Source organism: Streptomyces sp. NPDC005799 (assembly GCF_040630525.1).
GTDB lineage: Bacteria > Actinomycetota > Actinomycetes > Streptomycetales > Streptomycetaceae > Streptomyces > Streptomyces griseorubiginosus_B.
Genome location: NZ_JBEXXQ010000030.1, coordinates 57,527 through 73,890 on the forward strand (window position 1 = coordinate 57,527; position 16,364 = coordinate 73,890).

Annotated in this window: 16 protein-coding genes; 5 read left to right on the plus strand and 11 right to left on the minus strand. The window is 71.9% G+C overall.

The genetic code is table 11. The annotated features are described in order from the left end of the window. Window positions 1-219: 219 nt before the first annotated feature. The 5 genes from thpD to ABZ453_RS27675 all read right to left on the minus strand — a co-directional run bounded on the left by thpD (window position 220) and on the right by ABZ453_RS27675 (window position 5,047). Window positions 220-1,107 carry an ectoine hydroxylase gene (gene thpD, locus ABZ453_RS27655; protein ID WP_359018783.1) on the minus strand — a complete coding sequence of 296 codons (888 nt, stop codon included), beginning with the start codon at window positions 1,105-1,107 and terminating at the stop codon, window positions 220-222. 7 nt (window positions 1,108-1,114) lie between these two features. Continuing rightward, window positions 1,115-1,519, minus strand: coding sequence for an ectoine synthase (locus tag ABZ453_RS27660; protein WP_359018785.1), 405 nt, complete (start codon window positions 1,517-1,519; stop codon window positions 1,115-1,117). A gap of 54 nt (window positions 1,520-1,573) precedes the next feature. Next, window positions 1,574-2,845, minus strand: a complete 1,272-nt coding sequence (gene ectB, locus ABZ453_RS27665) for a diaminobutyrate--2-oxoglutarate transaminase (protein ID WP_359018787.1) — start codon at window positions 2,843-2,845, stop codon at window positions 1,574-1,576. A 69-nt stretch (window positions 2,846-2,914) separates the two neighbouring features. Continuing rightward, the gene (ectA, locus tag ABZ453_RS27670; protein ID WP_359018789.1) at window positions 2,915-3,442 is read right to left on the minus strand and encodes a diaminobutyrate acetyltransferase; all 528 of its coding nucleotides are present in this window, start codon (window positions 3,440-3,442) and stop codon (window positions 2,915-2,917) included. Window positions 3,443-3,946: 504 nt separating this feature from the next. Next, entirely contained in the window at window positions 3,947-5,047 is a 1,101-nt protein-coding gene (locus tag ABZ453_RS27675) for an aminotransferase class V-fold PLP-dependent enzyme (protein WP_359018791.1), read from the minus strand. A 105-nt stretch (window positions 5,048-5,152) separates the two neighbouring features. Between ABZ453_RS27675 and ABZ453_RS27680 the strand changes: the two genes are divergently transcribed. The 5 genes from ABZ453_RS27680 (at window position 5,153) to ABZ453_RS27700 (ending at window position 9,961) form a co-directional block, all read left to right on the plus strand. Next, a complete protein-coding gene (locus tag ABZ453_RS27680; RefSeq protein WP_359018793.1) occupies window positions 5,153-6,016 on the plus strand; it encodes a transporter substrate-binding domain-containing protein in 864 nt (287 codons plus the stop codon). Continuing rightward, on the plus strand, window positions 6,013-6,846 hold the full coding sequence (locus ABZ453_RS27685) for an amino acid ABC transporter permease (protein ID WP_359018795.1): 834 nt from the start codon (window positions 6,013-6,015) through the stop codon (window positions 6,844-6,846). Before ABZ453_RS27680 ends, ABZ453_RS27685 begins: the two co-directional genes overlap by 4 nt. Further along, entirely contained in the window at window positions 6,843-7,652 is an 810-nt protein-coding gene (locus tag ABZ453_RS27690; RefSeq protein ID WP_359018797.1) for an amino acid ABC transporter ATP-binding protein, read from the plus strand. Before ABZ453_RS27685 ends, ABZ453_RS27690 begins: the two co-directional genes overlap by 4 nt. A gap of 55 nt (window positions 7,653-7,707) precedes the next feature. After that, complete coding sequence (locus ABZ453_RS27695; protein WP_359018799.1) at window positions 7,708-8,799, plus strand: amidohydrolase family protein; 1,092 nt, start codon at window positions 7,708-7,710, stop codon at window positions 8,797-8,799. A gap of 220 nt (window positions 8,800-9,019) precedes the next feature. Next, on the plus strand, window positions 9,020-9,961 hold the full coding sequence (locus ABZ453_RS27700) for an SCO1860 family LAETG-anchored protein (RefSeq protein WP_359018801.1): 942 nt from the start codon (window positions 9,020-9,022) through the stop codon (window positions 9,959-9,961). Between the two features lie 13 nt (window positions 9,962-9,974). On the opposite strand, the gene cobC is transcribed toward ABZ453_RS27700, so the two are convergent. The 6 genes from cobC to cobM are packed head-to-tail and all read right to left on the minus strand — an operon-like array spanning window position 9,975 to window position 16,292. Further along, complete coding sequence (cobC, locus tag ABZ453_RS27705; RefSeq protein WP_359018803.1) at window positions 9,975-11,033, minus strand: Rv2231c family pyridoxal phosphate-dependent protein CobC; 1,059 nt, start codon at window positions 11,031-11,033, stop codon at window positions 9,975-9,977. Further along, a complete protein-coding gene (locus tag ABZ453_RS27710) occupies window positions 11,023-11,940 on the minus strand; it encodes a sirohydrochlorin chelatase (protein ID WP_359018805.1) in 918 nt (305 codons plus the stop codon). The genes cobC and ABZ453_RS27710 overlap by 11 nt, the downstream gene beginning before the upstream one ends. After that, window positions 11,937-12,527 carry a precorrin-8X methylmutase gene (locus ABZ453_RS27715; RefSeq protein ID WP_359018903.1) on the minus strand — a complete coding sequence of 197 codons (591 nt, stop codon included), beginning with the start codon at window positions 12,525-12,527 and terminating at the stop codon, window positions 11,937-11,939. Before ABZ453_RS27715 ends, ABZ453_RS27710 begins: the two co-directional genes overlap by 4 nt. Before the next feature lie 20 nt (window positions 12,528-12,547). Continuing rightward, window positions 12,548-14,239, minus strand: a complete 1,692-nt coding sequence (gene cobJ / locus ABZ453_RS27720) for a precorrin-3B C(17)-methyltransferase (RefSeq protein ID WP_359018807.1) — start codon at window positions 14,237-14,239, stop codon at window positions 12,548-12,550. After that, window positions 14,236-15,477 (minus strand): precorrin-6y C5,15-methyltransferase (decarboxylating) subunit CbiE, encoded by a 1,242-nt coding sequence (gene cbiE, locus ABZ453_RS27725; RefSeq protein ID WP_359018809.1) that lies wholly within the window; start codon window positions 15,475-15,477, stop codon window positions 14,236-14,238. Before cbiE ends, cobJ begins: the two co-directional genes overlap by 4 nt. After that, window positions 15,474-16,292, minus strand: a complete 819-nt coding sequence (gene cobM / locus ABZ453_RS27730) for a precorrin-4 C(11)-methyltransferase (RefSeq protein WP_359018811.1) — start codon at window positions 16,290-16,292, stop codon at window positions 15,474-15,476. Before cobM ends, cbiE begins: the two co-directional genes overlap by 4 nt. Window positions 16,293-16,364: the final 72 nt, after the last annotated feature.

Genomic DNA, 16,364 nt, shown 5'->3' on the forward strand with positions numbered 1-16,364 from the left:
GCCCTGGGCAGCGGCGATTCGGCGCGCCATGTGACCGCCGGGTCCGGCGCCTCTGCCAGTTGCTGGGAGCGGCGCCGACGCCGTAGGGCCCGCCCTTGCCCGCGGTGACATCGGCGCGGTGCCGTGCAGGGCCCAGGGCGGGCCAAGTAGCAGGTCAGGCGGCCGTAGTCCGAGTCTTTGGCGGCCGGTGTGGACCGCTTGCCCGCGTATCGCCCACGCTCAACGGACGGGTTTGAAGTCTCGGGCAGCGATGAACTCGGGCCTGCGCACCGGCGCCGCGAACGGCTCCACCGCCGCGTTCTCCACGCTGTTGAACACGATGAACACGTTGCTGCGCGGGAACGGCGTGATGTTGTCGCCGGAGCCGTGCATGCAGTTGCAGTCGAACCAGGTCGCCGAGCCGGCCTTGCCCGTGAAGAGCTTGATGCCGTACTCGCTCGCCATCTTGGTCAGCGCCTCGTCCGAGGGCGTGCCCGCGTCCTGCATCTGCAGCGACTTCTTGTAGTTGTCCTCGGGCGTGGCGCCGGCGCAGCCCAGGAACGTCCGGTGCGAGCCGGGCATGATCATCAGCCCGCCGTTGGTGTCGTAGTTCTCGGTCAGCGCGATCGAGACGGACACCGTGCGCATGGTGGGCAGGCCGTCCTCGGCGTGCCAGGTCTCGAAGTCCGAGTGCCAGTAGAAGCCGCTGGCCCCGAAACCGGGCTTGACGTTGATCCGCGACTGGTGGACGTACACGTCCGAGCCGAGGATCTGCCGGGCCCGGCCGACGACCCGCTCGTCGCGCACCAGGTTCGCGAACAGCTCGCTGATCCGGTGCACTTCGAAGACCGAGCGGATCTCCTTGGACTTCGGCTCGATGATCGAGCGCTCGTCCGCGCGGATCTCCGGGTCGGAGGTCAGCCGCTCCAACTCACGCTGGTAGACGCCGACTTCGTCCGGGCCGATCAGCTCGTCGATGGCCAGGAAGCCATCCCGTTCGAAAGACTTCAGGTCGATCTCGGGGATCGGGCCCGGGGTGTCGGGGGACCCCCAGACGACGGGGTCCTGACGCGGAATCGACACTTCGGCGGGGCCGCGGCTGGGGTAGAGATCGGTGACGGTGGTCATGGGGTTCTCACACCTCCTCGGGCTCGGTGAGCAGGGGGTAGACGCCGTTCTCGTCGTGGTCCTCCCGGCCGGTCACGGGCGGGTTGAACACGCAGATGCAGTGGAAGTCCTCCTTGACCCTGAGCGTGTGCCGCTCATGGCCGTTGAGGAGGTACATGGTGCCGGGCGTGATGTGGTACGTCCGCCCGGTCTCGCGGTCGGTCAGCTCGGCGTCGCCCTGGGTGCAGACGACGGCCTCGATGTGGTTGGCGTACCACATGTGTGTCTCCGTACCCGCGTACAGGATCGTCTCGTGCACCGAGAACCCGACCCTCTCCTTGGCCAGGACGATGCGCTTGCTCTCCCAGGTGCCGGACGCGGATTTCACATGCCGGTCGGTGCCCTCGATCTCCTTGAACGAACGGACGATCACAGTGCTGCACTTCTCCTTTGTCCGAGTGATTCTCAGTGGGTTAACGGCGGGTGCTCAACGGGTTTCGCGTACGGCGCGGGCGAGGACGCTGAGGCCCTCGTCGAGCTCGTCGGCGGTGACGGTGAGCGCCGGGAGGAGTTTGACGACCTCGCTCTCCGGGCCCGACGTCTCGATGAGCAGGCCGAGTTCGAAGGCGCGCCGGGCGATCCGGCCGGCGCGCTCCTTGTCGTGGAACTCCATGCCCCATACCAGCCCGCGGCCCCGGTACTCCTTGACGTCGGCGCGGTTCTCGTCGCTGATCGCGGCGAGCGCCCGCTCGACCTGTTCGCCGCGCGTCCGGGTCTGCTTCTCCATCGCGGACCCGTCCGCCCAGTACGACTCCAGGGCGGCCGTGGCCGTGACGAAGGCGGGGTTGTTGCCGCGGAAGGTGCCGTTGTGCTCGCCGGGCTCCCAGATGTCCAGCTCGGGCTTGAACAGGCAGAGCGACATGGGCAGTCCGTAGCCGCTGATGGACTTGGAGACGGTGACGATGTCCGGGGTGATGCCCGCCTCCTCGAAGGAGAAGAAGGCGCCCGTACGACCGCAGCCCATCTGGATGTCGTCGACGATCAGCAGCATGTCCTGCCGCTCGCACAGGTCGGCCAGCGCGCGCAGCCACTCCGGCCGCGCCACGTTGATGCCGCCCTCGCCCTGCACGGTCTCCACGATCACGGCGGCGGGCTTGTTGAGCCCGGAGCCCTGGTCCTCCAGCAGCCTCTCGAACCACAGGAAGTCCGGGACCGTGCCCTCGAAGTAGTTGTCGAAGGGCATGGGCGTGCCGTGCACCAGCGGGATGCCCGCCCCGGCCCGCTTGAAGGCGTTGCCGGTGACGGCCAGCGACCCCAGCGACATCCCGTGGAAGGCGTTGGTGAAGGACACGATCGCCTCGCGCCCCTTCACCTTCCGCGCCAGCTTCAGCGCGGACTCCACGGCGTTGGTGCCGGTCGGCCCCGGGAACATGACCTTGTACGGCAGATCGCGAGGCCGCAGTACCAGGTCCTGGAAGGTCTGCAGGAAGGTCCGCTTGGCGGTGGTCGACATGTCGAGTCCGTGCGTGACGCCGTCCCGCTCCAGGTAGTCGATCAACGCCCGTTTCAGCACCGGGTTGTTGTGGCCGTAGTTGAGTGAGCCGGCGCCGGCGAAGAAGTCCAGGTACTCGTGGCCGTCCTCGTCGTACATGCGGCTGCCCTGCGCACGGTCGAAGACGGTGGGCCAGCCGCGGCAGTAGCTGCGCACCTCGGACTCGAGGGTCTCGAAGACACTGAGGTCGGGCTGGGTGATGGTCACGACGAATCGCTCCTCGTTGCGTGGGGGGAGTGTGTGGGGTCGTCCGTGGGCGGGCTGGTGAGGGGGCGGTCAGAGGGAGAGGGGACCGATGCGGTACAGGACCTCGGGGTCGTGCGGCCCGTCCGGGAACACCTCGGTGGCGAAGAGCACCTCGCGCTCGACCCCGGCGCCGTGCCGCTCGGCGAACGAGGTGAACAGCCGCTCCGAGGCGGTGTTGCCCGGGGTGATGGTGGTCTCGACGTCGGTGATCCGGTGGGTGGCCGAACTCCGTGCGACGAGCCCGTCCAGCAACTGGGCGGCGAGTCCGCGGCCCCGGTACGACCCGTCGACCGCCACCTGCCACACCAGCAGGGTGCGGGGACGGTCCGGCCGTACGTAGCCGGTGACGAAGCCGACCGGTTCACCGCGGCCGTCGCGAGCCACGGCGGAGGTGGCGGCGAAGTCGCGGCACCACAGCAGATAGCTGTACGACGAGTTCAGGTCGAGCGTCTTCGAGTCCCGCGCGATTCGCCACAGCGCGGCACCGTCCGCCACCGTCGGACGGTCGATTTGCAGTTCTGCTCGGGATTCTGCTCGGTCTGCTTGTGCGGCAGTCATGCGAAATGAACTTACCGAGCGAAAATGAAAAATGCATGGCCGGACGGGGTTACGCACGGGCGCTCGGTGTGTTATCGCGCGGGCGCGAGTTCATGGGTGGACCCGACGGCGAATCACCCCATTTGCACGGCATATATAGTGCAAAACAACCAGCATGTGTAACGCGTCACAACCCGGTAACCCTCACGAGATCTGCCCGAATTAACCCCGCTGGCGTTCGCGAAATCTTTGCGTTTAGGGAGATGAAAAGCGGGCAGAAGAATACGGGAAGCTGCCCGGAAAAGTACCAAGAAAGAGTGCCGCTAATCACGCCGAATTCACGCCCCGGTCACCCCGTCGATACACGGCATAACGAGCGCGCGGATAGGCTTCGGGAGCTAATTCAGCCCTCCGGCGTTTGAGGAGCGGGGGTCCGGGGGCCGGCCCCCGGAGACGGGGGTCGAAGGGGGCGGCGCCCCCTGGAGATGGGACGGGTAGGGGCGGCGGGGGCGAAGAACGTGGACCTCAGCCCCAGTTGGCCTCCACCGCACGTCGTGCTGCCTCCGTGTCCACCCTCAGGCCCTTCTCCTCCAGTGCGGTGCCCAGTGCCGTCAGGGCGGCGCTTACCGCCTCCGCCGTGGCGTCCGGGCCGTAGTGGTTGACCCGGATCATCTCCTTGGCCAGGGCGCCGCCGCCCGCGGCCAGCGGGAGGGTGGGGTCCGTGGTCAGGGCCCGGGTCACCAACTCCGACGCGACCACCCCGGCCGGCACCCGCAGCGTCGTCGCGACCGGGGCCGCCTCGCGGGCCTCGTACACATACGGCTCCAGACCGCCGCCCAGCGCGAGCGCCCCCGCCCGGGTGGAGGCGGCAGCCGACGCGTGCCGGGCCATCACCGTCTCCAGCCCGACCGTCTCGATCCGCTCGACACACGCTTCCAGCGCCAGCATCTCCAGCTGCGCCGGAGCGTGCGGCAGCGCGGTGCGGCCGCCGTCGGTCCAGCGCTCCTTCCAGTCCAGGAGGGAGAGGTACGACCGTCGCGGCGCCCCCGGGTTCGCCGCCATCCGCGCCCACGCCCGCTCGCTCACCGACACCGCCGACACCCCGGCCGGCCCGCCCATCGCCTTCTGCGCCCCGATGACGCACAGGTCCACGCCCCACGGGTCGGGGAGGACCGGCTCGGCTCCGACCGATGCCACCGCGTCCAGGTAGAACAGCGCCCCCCGCTCCCGTACCACCTCGCCGATCTCCGCGACCGGATTGGTGTTGCCGGTCGCCGCCTCCGCGTGCACCAGGGACACGAAGTCGATCTTCGGGTGTTCGGCGAAGGCGTCCCGGACCTGGTCGGCGGTCACCGCCGTGTGGAAGGGCACCGCCAGATCGACCACCGTCGCACCGCAGTCCCGCAGCCAGTTCCCGAAGGTCTGCCCGTACGGCCCGGTGATCACGTTCAGTGCGGTCGTCCCGGGACCCGCCACACCCCGGATCGCCCCCTCCAGCGGCAGCAGCGCCTCGCCCTGCATGATCACGACGTCCTGCCCGGTGCCGAGCAGCCGCGCCACCCGGTCCTCGATCGCGGCGAAGCGCGCGGCGCTCAGCGGGGCCAGGTCAAGGAACGGGTGGGTCACGGCGGTGCCTTCTCCTCGGTCATGGGGTACAGGTGTCGAGAGTAACCGGCACCCCACTTCCATCCCTGCCGGTCACTCCGCACTCCCGCCCCACCGGAGGTTCCCGTGTACACCGTCCCCGGCCGCAGAAGCCACGCCCCGTCCCGCGCCCTGGCCGCCACCACCGTCACCGCCTCGCTGGTGCTCGTGGCCGCCTGCACCTCCACCGGCGGTGGCGGCAGCGGAAGCAAGACCGCCGCCGGCGGCGTCGAGCTGGTGAAGGCCGGACAGCTCACCACCTGCACCCATCTGCCGTACCCGCCCTTCCAGTCCGAGATCAACGGCACCGTGCAGGGCTTCGACGTGTCGATGATCGACCTGGTCGCCAAGGACCTCGGCGTGAAGCAGAAGATCCTCGACACGCCCTTCGAGAACTTCAAGACCGGCGCCTTCCTCAACTCCGGCGAGTGCGACCTGGCCGCCGCCGGCATGACCATCACCGCCGAGCGCAAGAAGAACGTCGACTTCTCCGACCCGTACTTCGACGCCACCCAGGCCCTCCTCGTCGCCAAGAGCAGCGGCATCACCTCCCTCGCCGACGCCAAGGCCAAGAAGGCCAAGCTCGGCGCGCAGGCGCAGACCACGGGTGAGGACTTCGCCAAGAAGCAGGGCTTCGACCCCGTTTCCTTCGAGTCCTCCGACGCCGTCCTCAACGGGCTGCGCACCGGCCAGGTCAAGGCCGTCATCATCGACTATCCGGTCGTCCAGGGCTGGTTGAAGACCAAGGCCAACGCGGACGCCTTCAAGCTCGTCGACAACATCAACACCGGTGAGCAGTACGGCTTCACGGTCAAGAAGGGCAACGCCAAGCTCCTGGCCGTCATCAACAAGGCGATCAAGGACGCGAAGGCCGACGGCACGTACAAGAAGCTGTACGAGAAGTGGATCGGCCCCTACGACCAGTCCGCGGCGTCCCCGTCGGCCTCATGACCGCCACGGACGTACGACTCCCGCCGAAGAAGAAGGGCCTGACGCGGCGTCAGAGGCGCAGTCTGTCGCGCGGCGCGCAGTACGTCGTGTTCGTCGCCGCCGTCATCGCCTTCGCGGTCTCGGCGGACTGGGGCCGGCTGAAGAACCAGTTCGCCCAGGGCAGCATCGCCAAGCAGATGTTCCCCGACGTCATCACGCTGGCGCTGAAGAACACCGTGCTCTACACGCTGTCCGGCTTCGTCGTCGGGCTCGCCCTCGGCATGGTCATCGCGCTGATGCGGCTGTCGTCCGTCGGCCCCTACCGCTGGGTCGCCGGCATCTACATCGAGATCTTCCGCGGACTGCCCGCCCTGCTGATCTTCATCTTCATCGGCGTCGCGGTCCCGCTCGCCTTCCCGGGCACGGAGATCGTCGGCGGCACCTACGGGAAGGTCGCCCTCGCCCTCGGCCTGGTCGCCGCCGCGTACATGGCCGAGACGATCCGCGCCGGCATCCAGGCGGTGCCCAGGGGGCAGATGGAGGCGGCCCGTTCACTGGGCTTCTCGCCGGCCCGCGCGATGATCTCCATCATCATCCCGCAGGCGTTCCGCATCATCCTGCCGCCGCTGACCAACGAACTCGTCCTGCTCTTCAAGGACTCCTCGCTGGTCCTCTTCCTCGGCGTCACCCTGGAGGAGCGCGAACTGTCCAAGTACGGCCGGGACCTGGCCAGTACGACCGCCAACTCCACGCCGATCCTGGTCGCCGGCCTGTGCTACCTGCTGGTGACCATCCCGCTCGGCTTCGTCGTGCGCCGGATGGAGGCCAAGGCCCAGGAGGCCGTCAAATGAGCGAGCAGCAGTCGGCGGCGGCCCCGGAGATCGAGGTCCGGGGCCTGCACAAGTCGTTCGGCGACAACGAGGTCCTGCGCGGCATCGACCTGGAGATCCGCCAGGGCGAGGTCGTGTGCGTCATCGGCCCCTCCGGCTCCGGCAAGTCGACTCTGCTGCGGTGCGTGAACCTCCTGGAGGAGCCGACCAAGGGCCGGGTCTTCGTGGGCGGTACCGAACTCACCGATCCCGACGTCGACATCGACGCCATGCGCCGCCGTATCGGCATGGTCTTCCAGCAGTTCAACCTCTTCCCGCACCTCACGGTCACCGAGAACCTCACGCTGCCGCAGCGGCGGGTACTGCGCCGGGACAGGGCGACAGCGGCGAAGGTGGCCGCCGAGAACCTGGAGCGGGTGGGCCTGTCGGAGAAGGCGGACGCCTACCCCGCCTCCCTCTCCGGCGGCCAGCAGCAGCGCGTCGCCATCGCCCGCTCGCTGTCGATGGGCCCCGAGGTGATGCTCTTCGACGAGCCCACCTCGGCCCTGGACCCGGAGCTGGTGGGGGACGTCCTCGCGGTCATGCGGATGCTCGCGCAGGAGGGCATGACCATGATGGTCGTCACCCATGAGATGACCTTCGCGAGAGAGGTCGCCGACCGGGTCGTCTTCATGGACGGCGGGGTGATCGTCGAGGACGGCACCCCCGACCAGGTCATCGGCGCCCCCACCCACGACCGCACCCGTCACTTCCTCTCCCGGCTGCTCGACCCCGCCATGGCCCAGGTGGAGGAGGAGACCTCGGACCAGGTCGGCGGGACCGGTTGACGATCCTCCCGGGCCCTCCGCACCGGGGCCTGGCGGTCGTCCTAGGCTGAGCCCCATGAGCGATCAGGCGGTACTGCACGTGAAGGGGCGGGTCCTTGTGGGGCCTGAGGACGTCCGCGACGAACTGTGGGTGGTCGGCGGTCGTGTCTCCTACGACCGTCCGGCCGGCGTCCGCGACGTGCGGACCGTCGACGGCTGGGCACTGCCCGGCCTCGTCGACGCCCACTGCCACGTCGGCCTCGGCCCGCACGGCCCGGTCGAGCAGGACGTCGCCGAGAAGCAGGCGCTGACCGACCGGGACGCGGGCACCCTGCTGATCCGCGACGCCGGCTCGCCCTCGGACACCCGCTGGGTCGACGACCGCGAGGACCTGCCGGAGATCATCAGGGCCGGCCGGCACATCGCCCGCACCCGCCGCTACATGCGCGGCTACGCCCACGAGATCGAGCCCGAGGACCTCGTCGAGTACGTCGCCCGTGAGGCGCGGCGAGGCGACGGCTGGGTCAAGCTGGTCGGCGACTGGATCGACCGCGACCTCGGAGACCTCGCCCCCAGCTGGCCGCGCGACGCGGTGGAGGCGGCCATCGCCGAGGCCCACCGGCTCGGCGCCCGGGTCACCGCGCACTGCTTCGCCGAGAACTCCCTGAAGGACCTGGTCGAGGCCGGCATCGACTGCGTCGAGCACGCCACCGGCCTGACCGACGACCTGATCCCGCTCTTCGCCGAGCGCGGAGTCGCCATCGTCCCGACCCTCGTCAACATCGCGACCTTCCCGCAGCTCGCGGCCGGCGGCGAGGCCAGGTTCCCGCGGTGGGCGGCCCATATGCGGAGCCTGTACGAGCGCCGCTACGACACGGTGCGCGGCGCCCACGACGCCGGTGTCCCGGTCTTCGTCGGCACCGACGCCGGGGGACACCTCGCGCACGGCCTGGTCGCGGGCGAGGTCGCCGAGCTGGTCACCGCCGGCATCCCGGCCGTCGAGGCACTGTCGGCGACGACGTGGGGCGCGCGGCGGTGGCTCGGCCGACCGGGCCTGGAGGAGGGGGCACCGGCCGACCTGGTCGTCTACGACGAGGACCCACGCGCCGACGTACGCGTCCTGGCGGCCCCACGACGGATCGTGCTGAACGGGGCGGTCGTCGGCTAGTTGACGCGACGCGCGCCGTCTCGCGCGCCCCTGCGCCACCCTCCGGGCCCGGGCACAAGGCGGTACGGCGGTGAAAAAGTGGAACATCAGTGCCGGAGAATTCGAAAACGTTCACGCAGAACCCACGATGGGGTGAACTGGCGCCGGAACGCCGCCAGTTCACTCGTCCTGCGTAATTCTTGGGGGGTCCCGAGCACGTCTCCTCCGAGGGGTCCCCACCTTGAACGGCAAGAACTTCCGCATGCCCGCACGCCGTCTGGCCACCGTCGCGACGGCCACCGCCCTGGCCGCCGGTCCCGCGGCCCTGGCCGGCGCGGGCACCGCGCACGCGACCGGTGACCAGGGCCGGGCGAGCGCCGTCGTGCTGCGCACCGGGCTCGACGTGGCCCTGGCCGACAAGACCGTGAACATCCCGCTCGCGGTCGCCCTCAACCAGGTCGAGGCGCCGCGCAGTGCCGAACGGACCGCGCTGAGCGCGAAGTTGGACGGGGTGGACGGCGGAAGGCCGTTCAGTGTGCTGGACGCGCGGACGGCGACCGCGAGGGCCACGGTCACCGGCACCGGGGCCGAGGCCTACACCCATCTCGCCGACGCCAAGGTGCATGTCCCGGGCCTGCCGCTGCTGTCCCTCGTGGAGATCGAGCAGGTCACCTCCAGGGCGACCTGCGCCGCGGGCCGGGCGCCGGTCGCCGAGACGAACCTGCCCGGCGCGGTCACCGTGCTCGGCAGGAAGGTCACCGTGACGGCCGGCGGCACGACCGACGTCAAGGTCCCCGGCGTCGGCGAGGTCCGCCTCGACCTGTCGAAGCGGGAGACGGCGTCCCGCACGGCCGCCGCCACCGCCCTCGTCCTCAACGTCTCCGTCAACCCGTTGAAGCTCAACGTCGCCGACGTCAAGGGCACCCTCACCCTCGCCAAGGCCACCTGCGAGACCCCGGCGGCCCCCGCGGCGGCGGATCCGAGCACGGAGCCCGCCGGAGACGTCGAGCCGCAGGGCGCCCCCGTCAAGGAGGCGGTCGGGCCCCACGGCACCCCCGCCAAGACGGCGGACCTGGCCGAGACCGGCGGCAACTCCCTGACCCCCTACCTCGCGGGCGGCGCGATCGCCCTGGTGCTGGCGGGCGGGGGAGCGGTGGCGGTGGCCCGGCGCAACCGCAGCTGACCCGACCCGCGGTTCAGGCCCTGGCCAGCGTCATCGCCTGGTCCAGGGCCTGCAGGAACCTGTTCACCGTCACTCGGTCCCGTACCGCCAGCCGCAGCCACTCCTCGCCCAGCCCCGGGAAGGTGTCACCGCGCCGCACCGCGAACCCCAGGTCACGCAGGTGCCGGCGCACGGCGGCGGCGCGGGGCAACCGGACGAGGACGAAGGGGCCCTCCGCGGGCTCGACGACCCGCAGCCCGTCCGGGGCGAACTCGCCGAGCCCGGCGACCAGATGGGCCCGGTCGGCGGCGCCGCGGTGCGCTGCGTGCGCAGCCTCCGCCAGCGCCCGCGGCGCCACACAGGCCTCGGCGGCGGTCAGCGCCGGCGTGGACACCGGCCACAGCGGCTGGGCGCGCTCCAGTTCGGCCACGGTCTCCGGGGCGGCGAGGACGTATCCGACGCGCAGCCCGGCCAGACCCCAGGTCTTGGTCAGGCTGCGCAGGACGACGAGTCCGGGTACGTCGGTCCGTCCGGCCAGCGCCTCGCGCTCACCCGGCACCGCGTCCATGAAGGCCTCGTCGACCACCAACGTCCGCCCGGGGCGGGCGAGTCGGGCGATCGTGTCGGCCGGATGCAGCACCGACGTCGGATTGGTCGGGTTGCCGATCACCACCAGGTCCGCGTCCTCGGGAACCGCTCCCGGACCGAGCCGGAAGCCGTCCTCCTCCCGCAGCAGCACCCGGTCCACGGTGTGCCCGGCGTCCCGCAGTGCCGCCTCGGGCTCGGTGAACTGCGGGTGCACCACGACCGGTTGACGGACCTTGAGTGCACGGGCGAGCAGGACGAAGGCCTCCGCGGCCCCCGCCGTCAGCAGCACCCGCTCCACCGGCACCCCGTGCCGCGCCGCCACCGCCGCCCGGGCCGCCCGCCCGTCCGGGTAGGCGGCCAGCGACCCCAGCGAGCCCGCGATCAGCTCCCGGAGCCATACCGGGGGCGTGTCCGCGCGGACGTTCACGGCCAGGTCGACGAGCGCGGCCCCGTCGTCACGCACCTCGGCGTCACCGTGGTGCCGCAGGTCGTGTTCAGTGCGCATGCGCGTGTCCGTCGTGGTGGTGATGCCCGTGGTGGTGGCCGTCGTCGTCGGGGTGGAAGTGCGGCTGCTGCGCCAGCCCCACCTTGTCCTCGAAGCCCGGCAGCGCGATGCGGTACACGCACGAGTCGCAGTTCATCCGCAGATCGCCCTTCACCGCCTCCTGGTACCGCTCCATCACCAGGTCGAGCAGCTCCGGCTCCGGCCCGATGACCTCGGCGGACCGCACCTCGATCTCCGGGTGCGCGCCCGCCCACTCCTCGGTCTGCCGCCTCACCCGGTCCGGCAGGATGCCGGTGAACAGGAAGTACGGCAGGACGACGATCCGGCGCGCCCCGAGCTTCCGGCACCGCTCGAGTCCGCTCGGCACGTCAGGCGCCGCGAGCGACACGAACGCCGTCTCCACCCCGGCGTACCCGCGCCCCTCCCACAGCAGCCGCGCCGCCTTGTGCACCTCGGCGTTGGCGTCCGGATCCGTGGAGCCGCGCCCGACCAGCAGCACGGTCACCTCGGCCCGGTCCTCGGGGCCGCCGGCGCCGAGCGCCTCGTCGAGCCGGCGCTCCAGCACCGCCAGCAGCGAGGGGTGCGGGCCCAGCGGGCGGCCGTAGGTGTACGAGATCCCCGGGTGCCGTTCCTTCTCGCGGGACAGCGCCGCCGGGATGTCGCCCTTGGCGTGTCCGGCGGACACCAGCATCAGCGGGACGGCCGCGAACCGCCGCACGCCCCGCTCCACCAGCTCGGCCACCGCCTCGCCCAGCGGCGGCGGGGACAGCTCGATGAAGCCGCCCGCGACGGGCAGCTCGGGGTGACGGCGTCCGAGCTCCCGCACGAAGTCGCGGAACGCCTCGGCTCCGGCCTCGTCCCGGGTGCCGTGACCGGCGATGAGCAGGGCGGGCGGCGGGGTGGTCACGATGTCTCCTCGGACGGTGAAGTGGGGTGGTACAGCAGGGCGTTGAGGGCGGCGGAAGCCACCGCCGAACCGCCCTTCTCGGACACGTTGCTCACGGCGGGCAGCCCGCTCTCACGCAACGCGGCCTTGGACTCGACCGCGCCGACGAAGCCGACGGGCAGGCCGATGACGAGCACCGGGTCCGCGTCCAGGGTCAGCAACTCCTCCAGCGCGGTGGGCGCGTTGCCGATCACCCAGAGGGCGCCGGGGCCGACCTGCTCGTACGCGAGCCGGATCGCGTGCGCCGAACGGGTCAGCCCGGGAGCGGCCTTGGCGTCCCGGAGCCGGCAGACGGTCTCGCGCCGGGTGATCCCGGCGGCCACCATCTCCACGTCGACCACGACCGGCGCCCCGGCGTGCAGCGCCGTGTGCGCCCTCGCCAACTCGCCCTCGTCCATGACGAGATCGGTCGCGTAGTCGAGGTCGGCGGCGGAGTGGACGACCCGCTCCACCACGGCCCGGGTCAGCGGCGGGAAGCGCGAGGTGTCCAGCCGGGCGCGCATCCGACGGTAGGACTCCACCTCGATGGGGTGAACGACGCGGTTCACTCGCCCCACGACGGAGTCGCTCATGACGCGGCCTCCTGCCAGCGGTAGCCGCGCGGCGTGACCATGCGCCCCGCGATGTCGCGGGTCGCGGTGTTGCCCACGGTCACGACCGTCATCATGTCGACCGTCGCCGGATCCAGCGCGGCCAGCGTCGTCAGCCGACTGGACTCGTCGGGCCGCGAGGCGTTGCGTACGACACCGACCGGCGTCGTCGGCTCGCGGTGCCCGGCGAGGATGGCGAGCGCCTTGGGCAGCTGCCAGTCCCGGCCCCGGGAGCGGGGGTTGTAGAAGGTGACCACGAGATCCGCCTCGGCGGCGGCCCGCACCCGGCGCTCGATGACCTCCCACGGGGTGTGCAGGTCGGAGAGGCTGATCGACACGTGGTCGTGCCCGAGCGGCGCCCCGAGGATCGCCCCGGCCGCCAGCGCCGCCGTCACACCCGGCACGCCGATCACGTCGATGTCGTCGGACGCCTCGGCGAGGGCGGGCGAGGCCATGGCGTAGACACCCGCGTCACCACTGCCGACCAGGGCGACGGCCTGTCCCCTGCGCGCCTCGGCCACCGCCGTCCGGGCCCGCTCCTCCTCGGCCCCGAGCCCCGACTCCAGGATCCGGGTGCCGGGGCGCAGCAGGTCGCGGATCTGGTCGACGTACTGGTCGAGCCCGACGAGCACGGAGGCCCGCCGCAGCTCCGCCTTGGCGCGCGGGGTGAGCAGGTCGCGGGCGCCGGGACCGAGTCCGACCACCGCGAGCCGGCCGCGCGCGGGACGTCGTACGACGGCGCAGGTCGCCATGGAGGCGTGTCCGTCCGCACGTGCCGACTTCCGCTTGGGCACCAGGAGTTCACCGCCCCCCGCGAGTGCGGCGGCCTCGGCGACGGACGGGGTGCCGACGGCCGCGAGGGGCGCGTCGGAGGGGTTGGGGACCTCGACCGCCGCCAGCTCCTCGGCGCTGTGGGTCACCAGGGGCACCCCCAGCCGTCGCGCCGCCTCCACGATGCCCGGTTCGTCGGACTTGGCGTCGACGGTGGCGAGTTCGGCGAGGGACCGCACGGACAGTCCCGCGTCCCGCAGCGCGTCCTCGATCAGTCCCAGCACCTCCTCGACGGGCGCTCCCTTCGAGGCGCCGACGCCGACGACGAGGGACGGCGGGCGCAACAGCACCTCGTGCTCGGCGGGTTGGACCGCGCGGTCGGTGACACGGATGACGTGGGACCCCTCGGCGGCCACCGGCAGGGGCGGCAGCGGCCAGCTCACCTCGGTGTCCAGGACGACCGGTTCGCCGTCGAGGAGCGCCCGGGAGACGGCCGCGACGGCGCCCTCCACCGGCAGCCCCAGGGTGTCCAGGCCCGCCACGCCGGTGGCGTCGGTGGCCGTCGTCACCACGGGCTGGGCGTCCAGCGACTCGCCCACCTCGACGGCGAGTTCGTTGGCCCCGCCCCCGTGCCCGCCGACCAGCGACACGGCGAACCGCCCGCCCTCGTCGACGCACACCACACCCGGGTCGGTCGTCTTGTCACCCAGCAGCGGCGCCAGGAGCCGTACCACCGCCCCCGTGGCGAGGAAGCACACGAGCTGCTCGCACTCCGCGAACGCGGCCCGCACGGCGTCCCCGACGGGACCCTCGTACACGCGCGTACGGTCCGGCCACGCGGCGGCCAGCCGGTCCCGCGCAGCCGTCCCCGCCGCGGTGGCGGAAATGAGGCCGATCACTGAGCGACTCCTTCTCGACAGACGGGAGTTCTGACTCCCCACAGCAGGAAAACGGGATTGGTCGCCGCCAGCCGGGTCACGTCACCGGGCAGCGGCGCGAGCCGGGAGGACTGCAGCAGCACGCCGTCGCAGTCGAAGCCGGCGCCGGTGAGGGCCTCACGGGCGGCCGGTACGCGGTCCAGGGCCGCCATGGCGATCACGACCGTTCGCCGGGCGCGGCGCGCGCAGACGGTGACGATGGCGGGCAGCTCGCGCCCACCGCCGCCGACGAACACGGCGTCGGGGTCGTCGAGTCCGTCCAGCGCGGCGGGCGCCGAGCCGTGCACGACCCGTACGTCCACGCCGTGCGCGGCGGCGTTGGCGCGGATCCGTTCGACGCCGTCCTCGGACTTCTCGATCGCGGTGACGGCGGCGCCGAACCGGGCGCACTCGACGGCCACGGAGCCGGAGCCCGCGCCGACGTCCCAGACCAGCTCGCCGAGCCGGGGCCCCAGCCGGGCCAGCGCGAGGGCCCGCACCTCGAACTTGGTGATCATCGAGTCCCGGTGCGCGAACTCGTCCTCGCCCAGCGCCCAGCGCGCGGGACCGACGTCGGCCCCCGCGAGACTCCGCACACCACCGAGCACCCGGGTCTCGTCGAGACACAGCACGACACTGACGTCCGCCCCCCAGTCCCGGCCGGCGGCCGCGGCGGGCGTGACCCGCTCGACCCGCTCCCCGGCGGCACCGAGCGCGGAGGCGACGACCAGGACGCGGGCGTCCAACCCCAGAGCGGCTCCGAGTTCGGCGGGCCCACTGCCCGGGCCCGTCAGCACCGCCACCTTCGGATGGGCCCGGCACGCGTTGACCGCGGTGCGCAGGTCCCGGCCGTGGGCGCTGACCACCACCGCGTCGTCCCAGGGCAGCCCGGCCCGCGCGAAGGCGGCGGCGACGGAGGACACCCCCGGCCGTACGTCCAGCCGGTCCGCTCCGAACCGTTCCGCCAGCACCCGCACGATCCCGAAGAACCCGGGATCCCCGGAGGCCAGCACGACGACGTGGCCCTCCTTCTCCAGGTGCCGCTCGATGACGTCCAGGGCCGGCGCCAGCGGGCCCAGGACGACCTGCTCGGCGTCGTGCGGCACCGGGGCCGCTTCGAGGTGCCGCCTGCCGCCCACGACCAGCCGGGCCCCGTCCAGCACGTCGGCGGGAAGCGGCGCCCCCGTCCCCGTACCGACGACCGTGATCGGGCCGCTCACGTACTCGCTCCCCGCTCGCGCAGCGCCCTGCGGGCCTCCGGGTCGGCCTTGCGGTAGCCGTGGAAGTGGCCGGGGTGGTACAGGTGCGAGCGCGTGCCCTCGGCGTCCAGCGCCGGGCCGACCAGGAAGAGGGTGTGCTTCCAGAGCTTGTGCTCCTTGACCGTCTCCTCCAGCGTGCCGATCGTGCACCGCACCAGCAGCTCCTCCGGCCACGTCGCCTGGTAGGCGACCACGACCGGCGTGGAGGTCGGATAGCCGCCCTCCAGCAGCTCCCGCACCAGCTGCCCGCTGCGGGCCGCCGACAGGAAGACCGCCATGGTCGTGCCGTGCCGCGCGAACTCCCGCACCTCCTCACCGGGCGGCATCGGCGTCTTGCCGCCGCCGAGCCGGGTGAGGATCACGGACTGCGCGACCTCGGGGATGGTCAGCTCGCGCCCGGCGAGCGCGGCGACGGCGGAGAACGCGGAGACGCCGGGGACGACCTCGGTCGCGATGCCGATGCCCGCGCACCGGTCGAGCTGCTCCTGCGTGCCGCCCCACAGGGCCGGGTCGCCGGAGTGGATACGGGCGACGCGCAGCCCCTCGGCGTGCGCGCGCTCGTAGACGGCCACGACGTCCTCCAGGGACATGGTCGCCGAGTCGAGGACCTCCGCGTCTTCGCGCGCGTGTTCGAGGACCTCCGCCTGGACCAGGCTCGCCGCCCAGATCACGACGTCGGCCTCGGCGATGGCGCGCGCGGCACGGAACGTCAGCAGATCGGCGGCGCCGGGGCCGGCACCGACGAAGGTCACCTTGCCGGTGGGGGCATCGGCCATGGAAATCGGGTCCTCTCTGTACAAAAGTGTCACGGGTGCCGTCGCCGTGGCCGTCCGATGTGCGCGAACGGC

Excerpts from the sequence above, each read along its gene's own strand:
- thpD (WP_359018783.1), bottom strand. The coding sequence starts at position 1,107 with ATGACCACCGTCACCGATCTCTACCCCAGCCGCGGCCCCGCCGAAGTG.
- ectA (WP_359018789.1), bottom strand. The coding sequence starts at position 3,442 with ATGACTGCCGCACAAGCAGACCGAGCAGAATCCCGAGCAGAACTGCAA.
- ABZ453_RS27685 (WP_359018795.1), top strand. The coding sequence starts at position 6,013 with ATGACCGCCACGGACGTACGACTCCCGCCGAAGAAGAAGGGCCTGACG.
- ABZ453_RS27690 (WP_359018797.1), top strand. The coding sequence starts at position 6,843 with ATGAGCGAGCAGCAGTCGGCGGCGGCCCCGGAGATCGAGGTCCGGGGC.
- ABZ453_RS27695 (WP_359018799.1), top strand. The coding sequence starts at position 7,708 with ATGAGCGATCAGGCGGTACTGCACGTGAAGGGGCGGGTCCTTGTGGGG.
- cobC (WP_359018803.1), bottom strand. The coding sequence starts at position 11,033 with ATGCGCACTGAACACGACCTGCGGCACCACGGTGACGCCGAGGTGCGT.
- cobM (WP_359018811.1), bottom strand. The coding sequence starts at position 16,292 with ATGGCCGATGCCCCCACCGGCAAGGTGACCTTCGTCGGTGCCGGCCCC.